Below are 19200 nucleotides of genomic sequence, written 5' to 3'. Positions count from 1 at the left end.
CGGGGGCGAGGCGCCCCGACCCATTCGCACGAGGGGCGGAGCATGATCGAGGCAGTCGGCCTGACAAAACGCTACGGCGACAAGACGGCCGTGTACAACCTGTCGTTCCAGGTGCTGCCGGGCGCCGTCACCGGCTTCCTGGGTCCGAACGGCTCCGGCAAGTCGACGACGATGCGCATGATCCTCGGGCTCGACGAACCCACCGCGGGACACGTCACGGTCGGCGGATATCCCTTCCGCAAGCTGCCCAACGCCCCGCGCCAGGTCGGCGCGCTGCTCGACGCCAAGGCCGTGCACGGCGGCCGCAGCGCCCGCCAGCACCTGCTGTGCCTCGCCCAGCTGTCCGGCATCCCGGCCCGCCGGGTGGACGAGGTACTGGGCGTGGTCGGGCTCCAGAACGTCGCCCGCAAGCGCTCCAAGGGCTTCTCGCTCGGCATGGGCCAGCGCCTGGGCATCGCGGCCGCGCTGCTCGGCGACCCGCAGGTGCTGCTCTTCGACGAGCCGGTCAACGGTCTGGACCCCGAGGGCATCCTGTGGGTCCGCAACCTCATGAAGCAGCTGGCCTCCGAGGGCCGCACGGTCTTCGTCTCCAGCCACCTCATGAGCGAGATGGCGCTCACCGCCGACCAGCTGATCGTGATCGGCCGCGGACAGCTGCTCGCCGACATGAGCGTCAAGGACTTCATCTCGTACAACTCGGCGGACTTCGCCCGGGTCCGCACCCCCGACGGCGAACCGCAGCAGCGCGAGAAGCTGACCGCCGCGCTGAGCGAGGCCGGGGGCCAGGTGCTGCCGGAGCAGGACGGCGCCCTGCGGGTCACCGGGCTGCCGCTGCCGCGCATCAGCGACCTGGCCCACACGGCGGACGTCCGGCTGTGGGAGCTGTCCCCGCACCAGGCATCGCTGGAGGAGGCGTACATGCGGATGACGCAGGGCGCCGTGGACTACCGCTCGACGGCCGACCAGCGGGCCGGGCTCCAGCAGGCGGCCGGTGCGTACGGCCCGCAGGGCGGGGCGTACGGCTACGCGCCGGGCGCACCGGGCGTACCAGGGCAGCCGCCCGGGCCGTACCCGCCCGGGACCGTGATGCCGGGGTACGCCGAGCCGCCCGCCCCGCCGCAGGGCGCCGCTCCGGCGCACGGTGCCGCGCCCGCGCAGGGTGCCGCTCCGGTGCCGCCCGTCGCCGCGCCCGCGCAGCCGCCGGCCGCGCCCCCGGTCCAGCCGCCCGCCGCCCCGGCCCAGCCGCCGGCCTCCGCACCCGCCGACCTGACCAAGCGCGACAACGAGGACGCCCGATGACGACGCCGTACCAGCAGCAGGGCCAGGCGCCCGTCCCGCCGCAGACTCCGCCGCAGGCACCGCAGCAGCCACCTCACGCGCAACAGCCGCAGCCGGTGGCCCCCCAGCACCAGGCGCCGCATATCCCGCCCGGGTACGTGTCGCCGCCGCCCGGCGCGCCCGCGCAGCCGTACGCCGCCGTGGGCACCTACACCTCGCCGATCCCGATCCAGCGCACCCACCTCGGGAACGCCATCGCCTCCGAGTGGACCAAGATCAAGTCGGTGCGCTCGACGATCTGGACGCTGAGCGTCATGGCCGCGCTGGTCGTCGGGATCGGGTTCCTGACGTCGGCGAGCACCAACGACAGCGACTACACCAGCGCCCCCACCACCCTCCCCGGGTTCTTCGGCGCCCTGCTCGGCCAGCTGTGCGTCGTCACCCTCGGCGTGCTGGTGATCTCGTCCGAATACGGCACCGGCATGATCCGCACCACCTTCACCGCCTCCCCGGCCCGCTCCCGCGTGCTGACCGCCAAGGCGCTGGTCTTCTTCACGCTCGCGTTCGTCACCACGACCCTCTCGCTCGCCCTCGTGACGTTCATCAGCTCCGGGATGCACAGCGGCCCGGAGGTCATGGAACCGAGCAACGACCAGCTGATCGGCGCGACCCTCGGTGTGGGGCTCTATGTCTCGCTGCTCGGGCTGCTCTCGCTCGCCGTCGGCAGCATGCTGCGGCACTCGGCCGGTGCGATCACCACGATGCTGGGTGTGGTGCTGCTCCCGTCGATCCTCCCGGCGTTCCTGATGATGTCGCCCAGCCTGGCGGACCTGGGCGTGCAGATGCAGAAGTACTCCTCGCCATTCGCGCTGGCCGCGCTCTTCCAGATCGACGACTCGGTGGGCTCCGGCTGGTCGCAGCTGGGCGTGCTGGGGGGCATCACCGCGGCGGCCCTCGTCGCGGCGTACGCACTGCTGGAGAAGCGCGACGTGTAACGCCCGCGCTCGGAACCCGCGGCCTCAGTACCGCGGGGCGTTACGGGACCGCTGGAGCTTGGCGCTCCGGCGGTCTCGCGCGTTCCAGCAGGACTTGTGCCAGTGGCGCCGGTCGTCCACGCCCATGTGCTGCTGCCAGGCCACCACATGGGGCACCCCGGGAGGGATCTCCTGGTCGCATCCGGGGCAGCGGTAGTGCTTGGCGGCGCCCCCGCCGCCCACCAGCCGCACCACCCACTCCTCCCCCTGCCAGGTCTCGGTGCGCTCCAGGCCGTAACGGTCCGTGCCCATGCGGTCGACGGGCTTCTCGCCACCTTGGGGGCGGTTTCGGCGTGGAGACACGGGGCACCTCGACAGGGCTGGGAGCTACTGACTGTGACCAGCGTACGCGCTACGGTCACGCACCTGGTAAGCCGTCGTCCACAGCCACTCTCAGATCATCATGAAAAATACTTGCCAGGCCGTGCCCTTGGCACGTGTCAGACGTTAATGCCAGTAAGGGGGATGCCCGCGTCGGCGATGGAGCCGCGACAAGGAGGCAGATGGCGATGCGTGTGGGGGCTTTCGTACTGGCCGCTCAATTTCCCGGCCAAGGACAGGAGGAGGCGCTGCACCGGGCGGTCCGCTCGGCCGAACTCGCCGAGGACGCCGGGCTGGACTCGGTGTGGCTGGCCGAGCACCACTTCGTGCCGTACGGCGTCTGCCCGTCCGCCGTCACCCTCGCCGCCCTGCTGCTGGGACGTACCCGGCGCATAGGCGTCGGTACTGCGGTGAGCGTACTTCCAACGGCACACCCCGTCGCTCTGGGTGAGCAAGCGGCACTGCTCCATCTCAGCTCCGGCGGCCGGTTCACCCTCGGTGTCGGCCGCGGCGGGCCCTGGGTGGACCTGGAGGTCTTCGGCGCCGGGCTGGGGGCGTACGAGCACGGCTTCCCCGAGTCGCTCGATCTGCTGCTGCGCTGGCTGCGGGAGCCCCGGGTGGGGGCGGACGGCGAGCGGTTCAGCTTCCGTGAGGTCCCCGTCGTACCGCGCCCGGACGACCCGGGCACGACCGGCACCCCGCCCGTGATCATGGCGTGCACCTCGCCCGCCAGTGTGCGGCTGGCCGCCGAGCGCGGGCTGCCCATGCTGCTCGGCATGCACTGCGGGGACGAGGAGAAGGCCGAGGCGGTCGGGCTGTGGAAGAAGTCCGCGCTGGCCGCGGGCCGTTCCCCCGACGAGGTCGCGGCGGTGGCCGCGGAGCACGTCTCGGCCGGGGTGGTGCAGATCGAGGACGCGCGCCCCGCGGCGACGGAGACCCTGACCAAGGCGATGCCCGGCTGGTTACGCCAGGGCCTGGGCGCCCATGTCACGGTCGACGGCCGGGAGCGCCGGATGCGCGACCCGGTCGGCTACGCGGAGCTGCTGTGCGAACTGCATCCGGTGGGCCCGCCCCGGCTGTGCGCCGACCGGCTGGCGGCCACCGCCGAGCGCACCGGCATCACGCGCTTCGCGCTGATGGTGGAGGGGTCGGGCGATCTGGCCGCCACCGAGCAGAACGTACGGCGTCTCGGTGGTGAAGTGCTGCCGCTCCTGCTCTGACACACCTCCCCCTGGTGGAGCGGCAGCGACATCGCGTCAGCAGTCGCGCAGCTCGGGCGACTGGTTCAGCAGCTGGCCCCGGATCGAGGTGAAGCGGGCCAGGCGGTCGTCGGCCGACGCGTCGAGCGGGAAGACCGCCACCCGATGGCAGTTCTGGAAGGCCAGCCGCACCCCGAAGTGACGCTGGAGCGCGCCACGTATCGCGTCACTCGCCAGCGCGCGGAGCAGCTGTCCGCGGGCCTGCTCGTCCGGCGGCGGCGTCTGGTTGTCGGCGAACTCCCCGCCGTCGACCTTCAGCTGGGCCACCAGAGAGCTGATCATCTCCCATGCGTACGGTAGGGAGTTCCGGACGCAGTCGACGAATTCGGCTTCGTCGACCTCGCCTCGCTCGGCCTGTTCGAGCAGGGCCGGTGAGACGTCGAGCGACATGGGTTCTCCTCTCGCGACCCCGGATGCGGGGTCTCAGGGATGGGATGGGCGGACGGCGACGCAGCGTACCCGTCCGGCGACCGCCCGCTTCAAAGGTATTCCGGCCCCTGTGCCCGCACCACCAGAATGGGCACACAACCAGCCAATGCTGAACGGGTCCATCGCCGGACGAATCGCGTGGAGCCTCCGTGGTCGAGTAGCGTTGCCGACCATGCGTCTCGTCATCGCCCGGTGCTCCGTGGACTACGCCGGCCGCCTCACCGCCCACCTTCCCTCGGCACCCCGCCTGATCCTCGTCAAGGCCGACGGCAGTGTGTCCATTCACGCGGACGACAGGGCCTACAAACCCCTCAACTGGATGTCTCCGCCGTGCACGCTGAAGGAAGGCGATGACAATGTGTGGACGGTCGTGAACAAGGCGGGCGAGAAGCTCATCATCACCATGGAGGACGTTCTCCATGATTCCTCGCACGAACTCGGTGTCGACCCCGGGTTGATCAAGGACGGCGTCGAGGCCCACCTTCAGGAGCTGCTCGCCGATCGTATCGAGACACTGGGCGATGGCTGGACGCTTATTCGGCGTGAATACCCCACTGCCATTGGCCCCGTGGACATTCTCTGCCGTGACGCGGACGGCACGACGGTGGCCGTCGAGATCAAGCGGCGGGGCGAGATCGACGGCGTCGAGCAGCTCACGCGCTATCTCGAACTGCTCAACCGGGATCCGCACCTGGCGCCGGTGAAGGGCGTGTTCGCGGCGCAGGAGATCAAGCCGCAGGCGCGGGTGCTCGCCACCGACCGCGGCATCGGGTGCGTCGTCCTGGACTACGACGCGCTGCGCGGCATCGAGGACGACAAGCTCCGCCTCTTCTGAGCCCGGACCCACCCATTCCGGCCACCCGGGCCCCGCGCCCTCCGGCCGGTTTTCGGTGCCTGTCCCCCACCCCGCCCCTTCCCGAAACCGGAGGCTGCGCCCCCGGCCCCCCAGGCACGTCCTCAAACCCCGGGCGGGCTGGATCCCCAGCCCGCCCGGGGGGACTCCCGGCGGTAGCCGGGGCAGCGTGAGGACGGGGCCAACGGCGGAGTCCCCGGCGGGGGCGGGGCGCGGAGCGCCGATGAGACCCGGGCCCGGGGCGCGACCCGTGCGCGGGTCGTGGGCCGTGGCCCGCGGGCCGCGGGCTGCGGGCTGCGGGCTGCGGGGCACCGTCCCGGCGCGGGGTTCGGGGCGGAGCCCCGAGCGGGGTCCGGGGCGCAGCACCCGGTTTCGGGAAGGGGCGGGGTGGGGGAACTTACGCCGTGGCGGCCGTCGACGGCGGTGTGGACGCCTCGTTGCTCGGGGGTGGGCCGCCGGCCGTGTTCGATGCGGTGTTCGTGGGAGACGTGGGCGCCGTCGTCGGCGTGTTCGTCGGGGGGTGGGTCGGGGGCGTCGTGGGGGGCGTGGGCCGGGTCGTCGGCGTGTTCGTCGGCTCGTGCGTGGGCTCGTTCGTCGTCGGCGGCGACGACGGCGCCGTCGGGCTCTGCGGCTGCGACGGACCACCGCTCGTCGACGGATCGGTCGGCCCGCTCGACCCGCTCGGGGACCCGCTGCTCGACGGCGACGAGGACGGCGACGACAACGGCACGTTGCTCAGCCCCGGCTGGGGCGTTCCCTGACCGGGGGTGTCCGACGGCTCGTCGGCCGTCAGGTCCTTGTCGTCGTCCTGCTGCGAGGCCGACTCCCGCGGCTTGACCCGGTCGGGCGAGTCCTTGCCGTCGTCGTCGCCGAGGGCGCCGAGGGTCACCACGGTGCCGAGGACGGCCACCAGCAGCGCCCCCGCACCCGCGGCGGCCAGATTGCGCCGCGCTCCGGTCAGCGCCAGCCCGCGCAGACCCTTCGGACCGCGCTTGGCGGGCTGCTTCGGCAGCGCCGCCGTGGCGGCCACCGGGGACACCGAGGTCACCGGGGACACCGGGGGTATCTTCGTCGTCTCGTCCACCACCGGGGTGATGGTCGTGGTCGCGTTCTCCCCCGGGGCGGGGGTCGGCGTCGGCGTCGGCTCCTCCGTACGCGGTCGTACGACGCCCGGCCCGAACGCGTTGGCCATCGCCGCGCCCTTACGGTCGCTCACCAGCGCCAGCGCCCGGCGGCCCGCCACCGTGCCGCGCTTGTCGGCGAGCGCGCCGCGCAGCCCGATGGACGCCTCCAGTTCGGCGCGGGCCCGGTCGAGGTTGCCGGTGCACAGGGCGAGGACGCCCAGCTCGTGGTGGAAGTACGCCTCGTCGGCGACCTGTCCGGCCAGCCGCGCCGCCTCCTGGCCGTGCCGCACGGCGCGTTCCCAGGCGCCCCAGTGCAGCGCCGCGGCGAAGGCGGGGGCGGCGGCCCGGGCCAGATCCACGGCGGTGTCGGCGTGACCGGCTTCCCGGTCGGCGACCAGGGCGGCCATCGCGGCGAGTATCGCGTCCGCCTCGACGGCGACGCGCTCGGGCGCCACCGAGGGGTGACCGGCCCACCAGGTGTAGTGCTGGGCCACGGTGTGCGCCCGCCCGGCGGACTCGGCCGCGTCACCCGCGTACCCGTCCGCCGCGAGCTGGGCCGCCACCCCGGCCGCCAGCCGGTAGTGCGGGCCGACGGTGGTGACCAGGCCGTGGGCGAGCAGTTCGCCGAGGGCGGCGTCGGCGTGCGGGTGGTCCTCGGTGAGGGCGGGCAGATGGGCCTGGTGCGGGCATTCGCCGCCGAGTGCGACCGCGAACCGCAGGGCGTCGCGGGCGGCTTCGCCCAGCCCCGCGGCGAGCAGCGCGGCCGGGGCCGCGGCCTCGGGGATCGAGGGCAGCGGCGCCACCTCCTGCGGCGCCACCTCCTGCGGCGCCACCTCCTGGCGCGCCATGTCCTGCGGCGCCGCGTCCCGCGGCCCGGCGTCAGCGGCGGCAGCCGCCACCGCCGCCTCGCGCTGCCGCAGCAACGCACCCGCCTGTACGAACCGCAGCGGCAGCCCCTCCGACTCGAACCACAGGTCCGCCGCCCAGCTCGCCTCGTCCTCCTCCAGCGGGCGCCGCAGGGCCCGTTCCAGCAGCTCCAGACCGGCGGTGCGGCTCAGCCCGGAGAGGAAGACCTCTTCGAGGTGCGAATCGGCGGACGGGGCCGCGACGTCCGGCGTGGCGGAGATCAGGAAGGCGCATTCGGGCGTCGCGTCGAGGAACTCGTCGAGCGCGGTGCCGCCGAACTCGATGTCGTCCAGGACGACGACCGCGCCGATCTCCTGCACCGCCTCCAGCAGTTCGCCCCGCTCGGGCCGGTACAGCGGGGCGCGGTAGACGGCGGCGTAGAGGTCGTACAGCAGATCGGTGGGGGTGCGGCGATAGCCGGAGAGCCGTACGACGCCGTCGGGCGCCAGGCGTTCGCAGTCCGCGGCGACGGCCTCCAGCAGCACGCTGCGCCCGGCGCCGGACGGCCCGGTGACCCGTACGGAGCGGCCGCGGGCCAGCAGCCGGGCCAGCCGCTCGCGCTCCTCGTCCCGCTCCAGCATCGGCAGGTCGGGCACCACCGTGCCGGACGGCCGGGGCGGGGCCGCGGCCCGGCGCAGCTCGGCGCGCTGGTCGGGGGTGTGCCGCTCGGGCCGGGCGCGCCGCTCACCGGGCGGGCAGGGCTCTATCTCGCTGCCGTCGACCGGGTTGACGGTCAGCAGGTGATCGCCGGTGACGATGCGTACGGTACGGACGGGTCCAGGCTCCGCGGTGCCCTCGGCCGCTCCCGAGCCGCCCCGCGCGGGCAAGGCGCCCCGGGCGGGCAGGGCGGGCACGGCGGGCCGGGCGGGCACGTCCGCGTCCCGCGGTGGCTGCGGCGCGGCGGCGGCGTCCGCGGAACGCGGGCTCGGATCGTCGTGGCCGTGCTCGTGCGCTGCGCGGTTGTGCTGCTCCATGGCCCTGTGCCCCCCAGATGCGTGGCGCGCCGTGTGTGCCGCCGTAGGGATGATGTCCGGCGAGTGCCGGACAAGACCTCGTCACAGTATCCACCGGCCCCGGAACGGCCCGCGCCACCCCGGGGATTCGGGCCCCCGGAACGGCCCGCGCCCCGGGGGATTCAGACGCGCGGCAGCGTCTCCGCCTCGAGCCCGCCCTCGATCGCCAGGATGCGGTGCAGTCGGGTGGCCACCAGCAGCCGCTGCATCTGGGGCGGCACCCCGCGCAGGACGAGCCGCCGACCCGCCCGGCCCGCCCTCCGGTGCGCCCCCATGATCACGCCGAGCCCGGTGGCGTCCCAGGAGTCCAGCTCGGTCAGGTCGAGTACGAGATCCCCTCCGCCGGAGTCAACGGCGGTATGCAGGGCCGTACGGGCGTCCGCCGCGCTTCGGACGTCCAGGCGGCCCCCGACGACCAGCTCGGCGTGGTCGCCCCTGATGTGCATATGCGCTCCCCTGGATGGTGCGTCGTCGTGTCGTCAATGCGCCATTTCTCTCTACAGAACTGACTGCCTCTCACCCGAGGAAGTTGCCGTCTGTAAGCGAACCGATACCGAATTCACCCGGGAGGGTGAGTTACGGGCCTGGCGCCGCACCAGGGCCCTCAGTAGCGGTAAAAGCCCCCACCGCTCTTGCGGCCGATGTCACCCGCGTCGACCATCCGGCGCATGATCTCCGGTGGCGCGAACTTCTCGTCCTGGGACTCGGTGTAAATGTTGTCGGTGGCGTGCAGCAGGATGTCCACGCCGGTGAGGTCGGCCGTCGCGAGGGGTCCCATCGCGTGGCCGAAGCCCAGCTTGCAGGCGATGTCGATGTCCTCGGCCGTGGCGACCCCGGACTCGTAGAGCTTGGCGGCCTCGACCACGAGTGCCGAGATCAGGCGCGTGGTGACGAAGCCCGCGACATCACGGTTGACGACAATACAGGTCTTGCCCACACCCTCCGCGAACTCCCGTGCCGTGGCGAGCGTTTCGTCGCTCGTCTTGTAGCCGCGCACCAGTTCGCACAGCTGCATCATCGGGACGGGCGAGAAGAAGTGGGTGCCCACGACCCGCTCCGGGCGCTTCGTGGCGGAGGCGATCTTGGTGATCGGGATGGCGGAGGTGTTGGACGCGAGGATGGTGTCGTCCTTGACCAGTCCGTCGAGGGTGCGGAAGATCTCCCGCTTGACGTCGATCCTCTCGAAGACGGCCTCCACCACGACATCCGCGTCGGCGGCGGCGTCGAGGTCGGTCGTGGTGGTGATGCGGGCGAGCGCCTGCTCGGCCTCCGCGGCGTCCAGCTTGCCCTTGGAGACGAACTTCTCGTACGAGGCGCGGATGCCGTCGGTGCCGCGCCGCAACGCCTCATCGGTCACATCGCGCAGCACGACGTCCCAGCCCGCCTGGGCGGAGACCTGCGCGATACCGGACCCCATGAGTCCGGCTCCGATGACCGCGAGCTTCTTGGCCACGACACACACCCTTTCGTCGACGTTCGGTGTGCGTGGACCTTAACGCCCGTTCACCCCTTGGGGCAGCCCCTAGTAAGGCGCGTCACGGTGTGTTCTTCACCGCATAGTTGAGGACCGTATCGCTGAGGAGCGACTCCATGACGTCGACTTTCCGGAGGGTGTCCTCGGCGACCTCGTCCACGCCACCGCCCTCCGCGAGACCGCGGATGACGCACCGCTGAACGGCGTTCTGAAGGCCGACCAGTTGGTGGGCGACGAACTCGGGGGTCGGGTCCTCCGGAGCCGCGGCCGCCTCCTCGCGCAGCGTGACACCGAGCTGGTTGACCGCCTTGCCCTGGATGGTGAACAGCCTGGCCATCAGGGTGGGCGAGTCGGTCATGACCTGGCGGAACCGGTCGTAGCCCTCGCTCAGCCCGACATACGCGTGCCGCTCCCGGATGTCATGGCGCAACTGCTCCACGATCGCCCGCGCCGCCGACTGGCCGACAGCACGCTCCCGTACGAGCCGGGAGGGGCGGTCGACGATCTCCTCCTCGCGGTCGACGAAGAGGTCCTCCTTGGTCGGGAAGTAGTTGTAGACCGTGTTCACGGAGACCTCGGCCGCCTCGGCGATCTCCGCGATCGTGACCGCCTCGAAGCCGCGCGCCATGAACAGCCCGGTCGCGACATCCGAGATGTGCTGCCTGGTCTGCCGCTTCTTCCGCTCCCTGAGCCCTTCCGCCATGTCCTCATCCTAGCTTCGCTGGACCAGCTTAATCTTTGGGGTCATTGCAAAAATTAAGTGACCCTGCTTTTCTTGGGGGCATGCCAGTCATCACCACGAGCGGGCTCACCCGCACCTTCCGGACCAAGCACGGCCCCGTGGAAGCCGTCCGCGGCATCGACCTGACCGTCGAAGCCGGGGAGATCCTGGGCTTCCTGGGCCCCAACGGGGCGGGCAAGACCACCACGCTCCGCATGCTCACCACGCTGCTCCCGCCCACCGGCGGCACCGCGACCGTCGCGGGCCACGACCTCGCCGCCGACCCGGCCGGGGTGCGCCGCCGCATCGGGTACGTCGCCCAGTCCGGCGGGGTCGACCCCACCGTCTCCGTACGGGAGGAACTCGTCACCCAGGGGCGGCTCTACCGGCTCCCCCAGCCCGAGGCGCTGGCCCGCGCCGACGAACTGGCCCGCGAGCTGGACCTGACCGAGCTGCTGGACCGCCCCTGCGCCGCCCTCTCCGGCGGGCAGCGGCGGCGGCTGGACATCGCGCTGGGCCTCGTCCACCGGCCCGAGATCCTGTTCCTGGACGAGCCGACGACCGGTCTTGACCCGGCCGGGCGCGCGGACCTGTGGGAGCTGATCCGGAGGCTGCGCGCCGAGCACGGCATGACCGTCTTCCTGACCACCCACTACCTCGACGAGGCCGACGCGCTCGCCGACCGGCTCGTCATCGTCGACCAGGGCCGGGTCGCCGCCGAGGGCACGGCGGAGCGGCTCAAGACCGAGTACGGCGGCTCGCCGGACGCCACACTCCAGGACACCTTCATCGCCGTCACCGGGCGCCGCACCGCGCCGCGCGACCCCGCCCCGCTCACCGTCTGAACCCGGAAGGAGCCCCCATGCCCCACGTCATCGCCGATACGGCCCTGATCTTCCGCCGCCACCTCCGCCAGACCCTGCGCTCCAAGCCCGCCATGGTCTTCGGCCTCGTCCAGCCGCTGCTGTTCCTGGTCTTCTTCGGCCCGCTGCTCACCGACATACCGCTGGGCGGCGAGGGCGACTCCTGGCAGACCATCGTCCCCGGCATCCTCGTCCAGCTCGGCATGTTCAGCGCCTCGTTCGCCGGGATCGGCATCATCTTCGAAAAGCGCATGGGCGTCATCGAACGGATGCGGGTCACCCCGGTCAGCCGACTGGCCCTGCTCATGGGCCGGGTGCTCAAGGACGTCGTCCAGCTGCTGCTCCAGTCCGTGGTGGTCGTGCTCGTCGCCGTCGCCATGGGGCTGCGCGCGCCGCTGCCGGGCATCCTGATCGGCTTCGGCTTCGTCGCCGCGCTCACCGTCTCCCTGGCCTCGCTCTCGTACGCGCTGGCCATGCGCGTGGAGTCGCCGCAGGGCTTCGCCCCCGTCATCAACTCCGTCACCATGCCCGCGATGCTGCTCTCCGGCATCCTGCTGCCGATGTCGCTCGGCCCGCGCTGGCTCGACATCACCTCGCACTTCGTGCCGTTCCGCTACCTCGTGGACGGCGTACGGGCCGCCTTCGCCGGGGACTACGGGGACGGCAAGATCGGGCTCGCCTGCCTGGTCGCCACCGGGCTCGCCGCCGTCGCCGTCACCCTCGGCACCCGGCTCTTCCGGCAGGCCGGGGCGTAAGGGGTGGCTCCCGGATCATGCCGGGCTCGCGGGCTGATCCGAAAGTCACCCCTAGCCGCTGCGCGTAGGCTCGGACCCATGGTCAATCTCACCCGCATCTACACGCGTACCGGGGACAAGGGCACCACGTCCCTCGGCGACATGAGCCGCACCGACAAGACCGACCTGCGGATCGCCGCGTACGCCGACGCGAACGAGGCGAACGCGGCGATCGGCGTGGCCATCGCGCTGGGCTCGCTGCCGGCCGAGATCACCGACGTCCTGGTCCGGGTCCAGAACGACCTGTTCGACGTGGGCGCCGACCTGTCCACGCCGGTGGTCGAGAACCCCGAGCATCCGCCGCTGCGGGTCGAGCAGGGCTACATCGACAAGCTGGAGGCGGACTGCGACCGCTTCCTTGAGGACCTGGAGAAGCTGCGCAGCTTCATCCTCCCCGGCGGCACACCGGGCGCGGCCCTGCTGCACCAGGCGTGCACGGTCGTACGGCGTGCCGAGCGCGCGACGTGGGCGGCCTTCGCCGAGCACGGCGACTCCATGAACCCGCTCACCGCGACCTACCTCAACCGCCTGTCCGACCTGCTCTTCATCCTGGCCCGCTCGGCCAACAAGGAGGTCGGCGACGTGCTGTGGGTGCCCGGCGAGAACCGCTGACGCGGGCCTTTCCCCACCCCGCCCCTTCCCGAACCGGGGCCGGCCCCGGACCCCGGAACGAGGCCGCTGCACACCTGCGCGGGCGGCGCAGCGCCAGCGGCGACTCGAAAGCGCGACCGGACCCGAGGCCCCGGGGCACAGCCCCCGCCGGGGCCCGGGGCAAAGCCCCAGCGGGGCCGGGGGCGAAACCCCAACCGTGCCCCGGAAACGCCACCCCAGCGGGGCCCGAGGCGCAGCGCAGCCCTGCCGGGGCCCTGGGGCGAGACCCAACCAGGCCCCGGAAACCGGGGGCGCAGCCCCAGAGCGGGAGGCCGGGGCGCAGCCCTGCCAGACCCCGGGGGCCGGGGGTTTCCCCCGGTTCGGGGAGGGGCGGGGTGGGGGCTACCGCGTGGCGGAGCCGGAGGGCTCGCGCTTCGGCCAGAGCGTGTAGCTCAGCGCGATGACGACGTTGATGCCGATCATGAACAGCATCCTCGTCTGCCACTCGCGCAGCGAGCCGATGTCGCCGTCGTCGCCGACGTACCAGATGGCTCCCTGGAGCAGCGCCATCGCGATGACCGCCGCCAGCACCCAGCGGGCGGCGGTCTTCCACTCGTGTATCGCTCGCGCCACGCCGTACTTCGGCGGCTTGACCGGCGGTGGCCCGCCGAAGAACCGGTGGGCCACGCGGGCGTCGACCCACTTGATCGTCTGATGGCCCAGGGCGACCGAGAAGCCGATGTAGGCCGCGGCGATCCCGTGCTTCATGTCCGGCTCGGCACCGTTCTTGAGGTCGATCGCGGTCGCCACGAACAGGACCAGCTCCAGCACGGGTTCGCACAGCAGCACGGCGACGCCCGCGCGCGGCATCTTCGCCACGTACCGCAGCGCGAGCCCCACGGCCAGCAGCACCCAGAAGCCGACCTCACAGGCGATGATCAGCGTGACGATCACGGTTCGCTCCTCTCGGTTTCTCCTCCCTCACCGTTCCGTGCGATCCGGGCGCCCGCCTCGTCGCGGGCGACGAAACCCGGCTGCATCCTTCGATGTACGCCCCGCACCGGAAGGACCGACCCGGAGGGGAGGTCCGCACCCCGTGCCGCGTGCTGTGATGGGGGCATGCCGTCCCGCCCGTCCCGCCTGCCGCGCCCCCACCGCGACGACGTGCTGATCGGCCTCGCCGGGGTGCTCGGCGGGGCCCTGCTGTGGACGCTGGGGCTGCACAACAATCCGCCGTTCTTCGGTACGCCCCAGTGGCTGGGGCTGGTCGCCCTGGTCGTCATCTCGGGGGCGGAGCTGCTGCGGCGTACGGCGCCGGTCACGGGGCTCGGCATCGGGACCGCCGCGGTGGCCCTGGACCTGTGCAGCGGCGGGCTCGCCGCGACGCTCCTGATGTACACGGACCTGATCTACGCGTGCGTCATGTACGGCAGCCCCGCCACCGCCCGCCGTCTCCCCCGGCTGTGCGTGCTGGTCACGGCGGTGGCGACGGCGGTGCCGCTGGCGGTCGTGCGCGAGCCCTGGGCGCTGCTGGTCGGCATGCTCGTCGCGGTGTTCACCATCAGCCCGGCATGGACCGGCGTGCTGGTCCGCAACCACCGCGAGGAGGCCGCGGCCGCCCGTCTGGAGGCCGAACGCGTCGCGCTGCTGGCCGAGCTGGACCGCCGGGAGGCGGTCACCGCCGAGCGGGCCCGGATGGCGCGCGAGCTGCACGACATGGTGGCCAACCACCTCTCCGCGATCGCCATCCACTCCACCGCCGCCCAGTCCCTCAAGGACCCGGCCGCGACGGAGGAGGCGCTCGGGGTCATCCGGGAGAACAGCGTGCGCGGGCTCGCCGAGATGCGGCGGCTGATCGGGCTGCTGCGCGACGCGCGGGACGAGGAGCAGCCGTACGCCGCGCCCACCCTCGGCGCCCTGGACTCCCTGCTGGAGCAGGCCAGGAGCAGCAGCGGGCCCGGCGGCCAGGACTTCGTCCTGTACGACGAGCGCCCGGCGGGCTCCGCCCCGCTGCCCGCGCCGGTCGAACTCGCCGCGTACCGCATCGTCCAGGAGTCCCTGACCAACGCCCTCAAGCACGCCGGGCCCGGCCGGGTGGACGTGACGCTGACGCACCCCACGGGCGGTGCGGACGGCGCGCTGGAGGTCAGCGTGACCAGCCCGTACGGCGGCGACCGCCCCACCCCGCCGGTGCCCGGGTCCGGGACCGGGCTGATCGGGATGCGGGAGCGCGTCACGCTGCTCGGCGGCACCCTCGACGCGGGCCCCGTCCCCGGTCCCTCCGGCACGGTGTGGCGGGTCCGGGCCGCCCTGCCGCTGGGTGACGGGGCCTGACAGCCATGACCGACACAGCCCCCACAGGAGCCGCGGTGCACCAGCGACAGCCCACGCCGGAGACGACGCCCGCGCCCATCCGGGTGCTCGTCGCCGAGGACCAGGCCTCGGTGCGTTCCGGGCTCGTGCTCATCCTGCGGTCGGCGCCCGGCATCGAGGTGGTCGGCGAGGCCGCCGACGGCGAGCAGGCCGTGGAGCGGGCCCGGGCGCTGCGGCCCGACGTGGTGCTGATGGACGTGCAGATGCCCCGGCTCGACGGGGTCTCCGCGACCCGGCAGGTGGTCGCCGAGGGGCTGGCCGATGTGCTGGTGCTGACCACCTTCGACCTGGACGAGTACGTCTTCGGGGCGCTGCGCGCCGGGGCGGCCGGGTTTCTGCTCAAGGACAGCGACGCGGCACGGCTGGTCGAGGCGGTGCGCACGGTCGCGCGCGGCGAGGGGCAGATCGCGCCCGCGGTGACCCGTCGGCTGATCGCGGAGTTCGCCCGGTCGGGGGCCGCGACGGCGGCCGATCCGTCGGTGCTCGCCGCGCTCACCCCGCGCGAGCGGGAGGTGCTGGGCTGTCTGGGCCAGGGGATGTCGAACGCACAGATCGCGACGCATCTGACGATGGCGGAGGCGACGGTGAAGACCCATGTCAGCCGGCTGCTCGGCAAGCTGGAGCTGCGCAGCCGGGTCCAGGCGGCCGTCCTGGCGCAGGAGTTGGGCGTATAAGAGCCAGGGGGCAAAGGCTGGGGGTAAGGCTGGGGGCGCGTACGGCTGCGGATATAAAAAAGGCGCCGCTATGCGACGTTGACGCGCTGGCCGGGCGGGGCGGCCTCCAGCCAGGCCAGGAAGCCGGTGAGGGCGTCGTCGCTCATCGCCAGCTCCAGCCGCGTACCGCTGTGCCGACAGGCCAGGATCACCGCGTCGGAGAGCAGGGCCAGCTCTTCCTCGCCCTTGGGCGTACGCCGCTCCAGCACCTCGATCGAGGCGCGCTCCAGGGTCCGTCGGGGGCGGAACGCGTACGAGAAGACCCGGAACCACTCGATCCGGTCACCGTCGTAGCGGGCGATCCCGTACACCCACCCCTTGCCGCTGGGCTCCGCCTCGGGTCCGGGCGCGCCCCAGCGCATCGAACAGTCGAAGGTGCCGCCGGACCGCTGGATCAGCCGCCGCCGCAGTCCGAAGACGAAGAGTCCCGCCACCACCAGCGCGACGACCACGCCGCTCACGAGCAGAGCGAGGACCATCTTCACCGACCTCCTCGCCTCATCCGGAAAAACCGCACCTGCATCGCCTCAGCCGCGGACCGCTGAAGAGGAACTCCAGCGAGGTCCGCGGCTGAGGCTTTACGACCGTAACGTGACAGGCTCAGTGCACTCCCGCCACCGCACGCAGCCGGACGTCGGCGCGCCGCTCGGCGGCGGCGTCCGCCTCCGACTTGGCACGCTCCAGCGCCCGCTCCGCGCGCTTGACATCGATCTCGTCGGACAGCTCCGCGACCTCGGCCAGCAGCGAGAGCTTGTCATCCGAGAACGAGATGAACCCGCCGTGCACCGCGGCGACGACCGTCCCGCCGTCGCTCGTACGGATGGTCACCGGGCCGGACTCCAGCACACCGAGCAGCGGCTGGTGGCCGGGCATGACGCCGATGTCACCCGATGTGGTGCGCGCGATGACCAAGGTGGCCGTGCCGGACCAGACACTACGGTCCGCCGCGACCATCTCGACGTGCAGCTCAGCAGCCAACGTGGCTCCTCGGGTCTGAAACCTGCCGGGAACGACAGGGCTTTCGTCAAAGAATAACGGGCGTGCGGAGAGGGGCGGGACCGGGCCCACCCCTCTCCTTAAGCTACGGAGCTCAGGAGACGCCCAGCTCCTTGGCCTTGGCCTTCAGGTCGTCCAGGCCACCGCACATGAAGAACGCCTGCTCCGGGAAGTGGTCGTACTCACCGTCGGCGATCGCGTTGAACGCGGCGATCGACTCGTCCAGCGGCACGTCCGATCCGTCGAGACCGGTGAACTGCTTCGCCGCGTGGGTGTTCTGCGACAGGAAGCGCTCGATGCGGCGGGCGCGGAAGACGGTGAGCTTGTCCTCCTCGCCGAGCTCGTCGATGCCCAGGATATTGATGATGTCCTGGAGGTCCTTGTACTTCTGGAGGATCGACTTCACGCGCGAGGCGCAGTCGTAGTGGTCCTGCGAGATGTAGCGCGGGTCCAGGATCCGGGACGTCGAGTCCAGCGGGTCCACCGCCGGGTAGATGCCCTTCTCCGAGATCGGCCGGGAGAGCACCGTGGTCGCGTCGAGGTGCGCGAAGGTGGTCGCCGGGGCCGGGTCGGTGAGGTCGTCCGCGGGGACGTAGATCGCCTGCATCGAGGTGATCGAGTGACCGCGGGTCGAGGTGATGCGCTCCTGGAGGATGCCCATCTCGTCGGCCAGGTTCGGCTGGTAGCCCACCGCGGAGGGCATGCGGCCGAGCAGGGTCGAGACCTCGGAACCGGCCTGGGTGAAGCGGAAGATGTTGTCGATGAAGAACAGCACGTCCTGCTTCTGCACATCGCGGAAGTACTCCGCCATGGTCAGACCGGCCAGGGCGACGCGCAGACGGGTGCCCGGGGGCTCGTCCATCTGGCCGAAGACCAGCGCGGTCTGCGGGAGCACGCCGGACTCGGCCATCTCCTCGATCAGGTCGTTGCCCTCACGGGTGCGCTCGCCGACACCGGCGAACACGGAAACGCCCTCGTGCAGCTTGGCCACACGCATGATCATTTCCTGGATGAGGACGGTCTTGCCGACGCCCGCGCCGCCGAACAGACCGATCTTGCCGCCCTTGACGTACGGGGTCAGCAGGTCGACGACCTTCAGGCCGGTCTCGAACATCTCGGTCTTGGACTCGAGCTGGTCGAACGCCGGGGCCTTGCGGTGGATGGACCAGCGCTCGGTGACCTCGGACTCGGCCTCGGGCTCGTTCAGGATCTCGCCGAGGGTGTTGAACACACGGCCCTTGGTGACGTCGCCGACGGGCACGGTGATACCGGCGCCGGTGTCGGTCACCGGGGCCTGGCGGACCAGGCCGTCGGTGGGCTGCATGGAGATGGAGCGCACCAGGCCCTCGCCCAGGTGCTGCGCGACCTCGAGGGTCAGGGTCTTCTTCGCCCCGTCCTCGGACGGGTCGGCGACCTCGACGGTGAGGGCGTTGTAGATCTCCGGCATCGCGTCGACGGGGAACTCCACGTCGACGACCGGGCCGATGACCCGCGCGACGCGGCCCGTCGCCGTGGCCGTCTCAACAGTGGTGGTCATAGTTGTCAGTCACTCCCCGCAGAGGCGTCGGCCAGAGCGCTCGCGCCACCGACGATCTCGCTGATTTCCTGGGTGATGTCGGCCTGGCGGGCCGCGTTGGCAAGCCGCGTGAGCGACTTGATGAGCTCATCGGCATTGTCGGTCGCCGACTTCATCGCCCGCCGGGTGGCCGCGTGCTTGGAGGCGGCGGCCTGGAGCAGGGCGTTGTAGATACGAGCCTCGACGTACCGCGGCAGCAGGGCGTCCAGGACGTCCTCGGCGGACGGCTCGAACTCGAAGAGCGGGAGGATCTCGCCCTTCTTCTCCTGCTCCTCCGCCTTCTCCTCGAGGCTGAGCGGCAGCAGCCGGTCCTGGACCGGGGTCTGCGTCAGCATCGAGACGAACTCGGTGAACACGATGTGCAGCTCGTCCACGCCGCCGTCGGCCGTCTCCTGGAGCACGGCCTCGATCAGCGGTCCGGCGATCTTCTTGGCGTCGGCGTAGGTCGGGTTGTCGGTGAAGCCCGTCCACGACTCCGTGACCTTGCGCTCACGGAAGGTGTAGTAGGCGACGCCCTTGCGGCCGACGAGGTAGGTGTCGACCTCCTTGCCCTCGCCGGTGAGCCGCTCGGTGAGCTGCTCGGCCGCCTTGATGACGTTGGAGGAGTAGCCGCCCGCGAGCCCGCGGTCGCTCGTGATGAGCAGCACCGCGGCGCGGGTCGGGTTCTTGGCCTCCGTGGTCAGCGCGTGCTGGGTGGTGGAGCCCTTGGCCACCGCGCCCACCGCACGGGTCAGCTCGGTGGCGTACGGAGTCGACGCGGCCACCTGGCGCTGCGCCTTGACGACGCGCGAGGCGGCGATCATCTCCATCGCCTTGGTGATCTTCTTGGTCGCGGAGACGGACTTGATCCGCCTCTTGTAGACCTTGACCTGGGCACCCATA

The 19200-nt window shown here is 71.9% G+C and carries 20 protein-coding genes; 9 read left to right on the top strand and 11 right to left on the bottom strand.

Features of this window, described 5'->3' with window-relative positions; translation table 11 throughout:
* Nucleotides 1-42: 42 nt before the first annotated feature.
* The gene (locus HYQ63_RS29070; protein ID WP_179936810.1) at nt 43-1299 is read left to right on the top strand and encodes an ABC transporter ATP-binding protein; all 1257 of its coding nucleotides are present in this window, start codon (nt 43-45) and stop codon (nt 1297-1299) included.
* Nucleotides 1296-2273 (top strand): ABC transporter permease subunit, encoded by a 978-nt coding sequence (locus HYQ63_RS29065; protein WP_179936809.1) that lies wholly within the window; start codon nt 1296-1298, stop codon nt 2271-2273. The genes HYQ63_RS29070 and HYQ63_RS29065 overlap by 4 nt, the downstream gene beginning before the upstream one ends.
* A 24-nt stretch (nt 2274-2297) precedes the next feature.
* Here the strand turns inward: HYQ63_RS29065 and HYQ63_RS29060 are convergent, their stop codons facing one another.
* The gene (locus tag HYQ63_RS29060) at nt 2298-2615 is read right to left on the bottom strand and encodes an ATP/GTP-binding protein (RefSeq protein WP_179936808.1); all 318 of its coding nucleotides are present in this window, start codon (nt 2613-2615) and stop codon (nt 2298-2300) included.
* 206 nt (nt 2616-2821) lie between these two features.
* Between HYQ63_RS29060 and HYQ63_RS29055 the strand changes: the two genes are divergently transcribed.
* A complete protein-coding gene (locus HYQ63_RS29055; protein ID WP_179940627.1) occupies nt 2822-3853 on the top strand; it encodes an LLM class flavin-dependent oxidoreductase in 1032 nt (343 codons plus the stop codon).
* A gap of 36 nt (nt 3854-3889) precedes the next feature.
* On the opposite strand, the gene HYQ63_RS29050 is transcribed toward HYQ63_RS29055, so the two are convergent.
* Nucleotides 3890-4282 (bottom strand): SCO5389 family protein, encoded by a 393-nt coding sequence (locus HYQ63_RS29050; RefSeq protein ID WP_179936807.1) that lies wholly within the window; start codon nt 4280-4282, stop codon nt 3890-3892.
* Nucleotides 4283-4493: 211 nt separating this feature from the next.
* Here HYQ63_RS29050 and nucS point away from each other — a divergent pair, with 211 nt between their 5' ends.
* A complete protein-coding gene (gene nucS / locus HYQ63_RS29045; RefSeq protein WP_179936806.1) occupies nt 4494-5156 on the top strand; it encodes an endonuclease NucS in 663 nt (220 codons plus the stop codon).
* Nucleotides 5157-5571: 415 nt separating this feature from the next.
* Here nucS and HYQ63_RS29040 read toward each other — a convergent pair whose 3' ends face one another.
* The 4 genes from HYQ63_RS29040 to HYQ63_RS29025 form a co-directional block, all read right to left on the bottom strand.
* Complete coding sequence (locus HYQ63_RS29040) at nt 5572-8178, bottom strand: ATP-binding protein (RefSeq protein WP_179936805.1); 2607 nt, start codon at nt 8176-8178, stop codon at nt 5572-5574.
* A gap of 161 nt (nt 8179-8339) precedes the next feature.
* Nucleotides 8340-8663: an STAS domain-containing protein gene (locus HYQ63_RS29035; protein WP_009714998.1), complete on the bottom strand. Its 324-nt coding sequence runs from the start codon at nt 8661-8663 to the stop codon at nt 8340-8342.
* 158 nt (nt 8664-8821) lie between these two features.
* Nucleotides 8822-9670 carry a 3-hydroxyacyl-CoA dehydrogenase family protein gene (locus HYQ63_RS29030; RefSeq protein ID WP_179936804.1) on the bottom strand — a complete coding sequence of 283 codons (849 nt, stop codon included), beginning with the start codon at nt 9668-9670 and terminating at the stop codon, nt 8822-8824.
* 82 nt (nt 9671-9752) lie between these two features.
* Nucleotides 9753-10394, bottom strand: coding sequence for a TetR/AcrR family transcriptional regulator (locus tag HYQ63_RS29025; RefSeq protein ID WP_179936803.1), 642 nt, complete (start codon nt 10392-10394; stop codon nt 9753-9755).
* An 80-nt stretch (nt 10395-10474) separates the two neighbouring features.
* Here HYQ63_RS29025 and HYQ63_RS29020 point away from each other — a divergent pair, with 80 nt between their 5' ends.
* From HYQ63_RS29020 to HYQ63_RS29010, 3 genes are all read left to right on the top strand, one after another.
* A complete protein-coding gene (locus tag HYQ63_RS29020; protein ID WP_179936802.1) occupies nt 10475-11257 on the top strand; it encodes an ABC transporter ATP-binding protein in 783 nt (260 codons plus the stop codon).
* Between the two features lie 17 nt (nt 11258-11274).
* Nucleotides 11275-12030, top strand: coding sequence for an ABC transporter permease (locus HYQ63_RS29015; protein WP_179936801.1), 756 nt, complete (start codon nt 11275-11277; stop codon nt 12028-12030).
* A gap of 78 nt (nt 12031-12108) precedes the next feature.
* Complete coding sequence (locus HYQ63_RS29010; protein ID WP_179936800.1) at nt 12109-12681, top strand: cob(I)yrinic acid a,c-diamide adenosyltransferase; 573 nt, start codon at nt 12109-12111, stop codon at nt 12679-12681.
* A 381-nt stretch (nt 12682-13062) separates the two neighbouring features.
* Here HYQ63_RS29010 and HYQ63_RS29005 read toward each other — a convergent pair whose 3' ends face one another.
* Nucleotides 13063-13614 (bottom strand): hypothetical protein, encoded by a 552-nt coding sequence (locus HYQ63_RS29005; protein ID WP_179936799.1) that lies wholly within the window; start codon nt 13612-13614, stop codon nt 13063-13065.
* A gap of 165 nt (nt 13615-13779) precedes the next feature.
* Between HYQ63_RS29005 and HYQ63_RS29000 the strand changes: the two genes are divergently transcribed.
* Both HYQ63_RS29000 and HYQ63_RS28995 read left to right on the top strand, forming a co-directional pair.
* Nucleotides 13780-14994 carry a sensor histidine kinase gene (locus HYQ63_RS29000; protein WP_179936798.1) on the top strand — a complete coding sequence of 405 codons (1215 nt, stop codon included), beginning with the start codon at nt 13780-13782 and terminating at the stop codon, nt 14992-14994.
* Between the two features lie 5 nt (nt 14995-14999).
* Complete coding sequence (locus HYQ63_RS28995; protein ID WP_257232229.1) at nt 15000-15707, top strand: response regulator transcription factor; 708 nt, start codon at nt 15000-15002, stop codon at nt 15705-15707.
* A gap of 68 nt (nt 15708-15775) precedes the next feature.
* Here HYQ63_RS28995 and HYQ63_RS28990 read toward each other — a convergent pair whose 3' ends face one another.
* The 4 genes from HYQ63_RS28990 to HYQ63_RS28975 all read right to left on the bottom strand — a co-directional run bounded on the left by HYQ63_RS28990 (nt 15776) and on the right by HYQ63_RS28975 (nt 19199).
* Nucleotides 15776-16225, bottom strand: coding sequence for a DUF2550 domain-containing protein (locus HYQ63_RS28990; protein ID WP_009715008.1), 450 nt, complete (start codon nt 16223-16225; stop codon nt 15776-15778).
* Between the two features lie 121 nt (nt 16226-16346).
* Nucleotides 16347-16724, bottom strand: coding sequence for a F0F1 ATP synthase subunit epsilon (locus HYQ63_RS28985; RefSeq protein WP_009715009.1), 378 nt, complete (start codon nt 16722-16724; stop codon nt 16347-16349).
* Nucleotides 16725-16836: 112 nt separating this feature from the next.
* A complete protein-coding gene (gene atpD, locus HYQ63_RS28980) occupies nt 16837-18279 on the bottom strand; it encodes a F0F1 ATP synthase subunit beta (protein WP_123099790.1) in 1443 nt (480 codons plus the stop codon).
* A gap of 5 nt (nt 18280-18284) precedes the next feature.
* Nucleotides 18285-19199, bottom strand: coding sequence for a F0F1 ATP synthase subunit gamma (locus HYQ63_RS28975; protein ID WP_179936797.1), 915 nt, complete (start codon nt 19197-19199; stop codon nt 18285-18287).
* Between the last annotated feature and the right edge of the window lies 1 nt (nt 19200).

It is taken from the genome of Streptomyces sp. Rer75, from assembly GCF_013414305.1.
Lineage (GTDB): Bacteria > Actinomycetota > Actinomycetes > Streptomycetales > Streptomycetaceae > Streptomyces > Streptomyces himastatinicus.
The sequence above is the reverse complement of the archived record's forward strand: the minus strand, read 5'-3'. Positions and strand labels throughout refer to the sequence as shown.

What these genes read in the sequence shown, in the direction of transcription:
- HYQ63_RS28975 (WP_179936797.1), bottom strand. Translation starts at nt 19,199, where the DNA reads ATGGGTGCCCAGGTCAAGGTCTACAAGAGGCGGATCAAGTCCGTCTCC.
- HYQ63_RS29035 (WP_009714998.1), bottom strand. Translation starts at nt 8,663, where the DNA reads ATGCACATCAGGGGCGACCACGCCGAGCTGGTCGTCGGGGGCCGCCTG.
- HYQ63_RS29020 (WP_179936802.1), top strand. Translation starts at nt 10,475, where the DNA reads ATGCCAGTCATCACCACGAGCGGGCTCACCCGCACCTTCCGGACCAAG.
- HYQ63_RS29070 (WP_179936810.1), top strand. Translation starts at nt 43, where the DNA reads ATGATCGAGGCAGTCGGCCTGACAAAACGCTACGGCGACAAGACGGCC.
- HYQ63_RS29015 (WP_179936801.1), top strand. Translation starts at nt 11,275, where the DNA reads ATGCCCCACGTCATCGCCGATACGGCCCTGATCTTCCGCCGCCACCTC.
- HYQ63_RS29025 (WP_179936803.1), bottom strand. Translation starts at nt 10,394, where the DNA reads ATGGCGGAAGGGCTCAGGGAGCGGAAGAAGCGGCAGACCAGGCAGCAC.
- HYQ63_RS29040 (WP_179936805.1), bottom strand. Translation starts at nt 8,178, where the DNA reads ATGGAGCAGCACAACCGCGCAGCGCACGAGCACGGCCACGACGATCCG.
- atpD (WP_123099790.1), bottom strand. Translation starts at nt 18,279, where the DNA reads ATGACCACCACTGTTGAGACGGCCACGGCGACGGGCCGCGTCGCGCGG.
- HYQ63_RS29000 (WP_179936798.1), top strand. Translation starts at nt 13,780, where the DNA reads ATGCCGTCCCGCCCGTCCCGCCTGCCGCGCCCCCACCGCGACGACGTG.
- HYQ63_RS29050 (WP_179936807.1), bottom strand. Translation starts at nt 4,282, where the DNA reads ATGTCGCTCGACGTCTCACCGGCCCTGCTCGAACAGGCCGAGCGAGGC.
- HYQ63_RS29010 (WP_179936800.1), top strand. Translation starts at nt 12,109, where the DNA reads ATGGTCAATCTCACCCGCATCTACACGCGTACCGGGGACAAGGGCACC.
- HYQ63_RS29055 (WP_179940627.1), top strand. Translation starts at nt 2,822, where the DNA reads ATGCGTGTGGGGGCTTTCGTACTGGCCGCTCAATTTCCCGGCCAAGGA.
- HYQ63_RS28995 (WP_257232229.1), top strand. Translation starts at nt 15,000, where the DNA reads ATGACCGACACAGCCCCCACAGGAGCCGCGGTGCACCAGCGACAGCCC.
- HYQ63_RS28990 (WP_009715008.1), bottom strand. Translation starts at nt 16,225, where the DNA reads ATGGTCCTCGCTCTGCTCGTGAGCGGCGTGGTCGTCGCGCTGGTGGTG.
- nucS (WP_179936806.1), top strand. Translation starts at nt 4,494, where the DNA reads ATGCGTCTCGTCATCGCCCGGTGCTCCGTGGACTACGCCGGCCGCCTC.
- HYQ63_RS29065 (WP_179936809.1), top strand. Translation starts at nt 1,296, where the DNA reads ATGACGACGCCGTACCAGCAGCAGGGCCAGGCGCCCGTCCCGCCGCAG.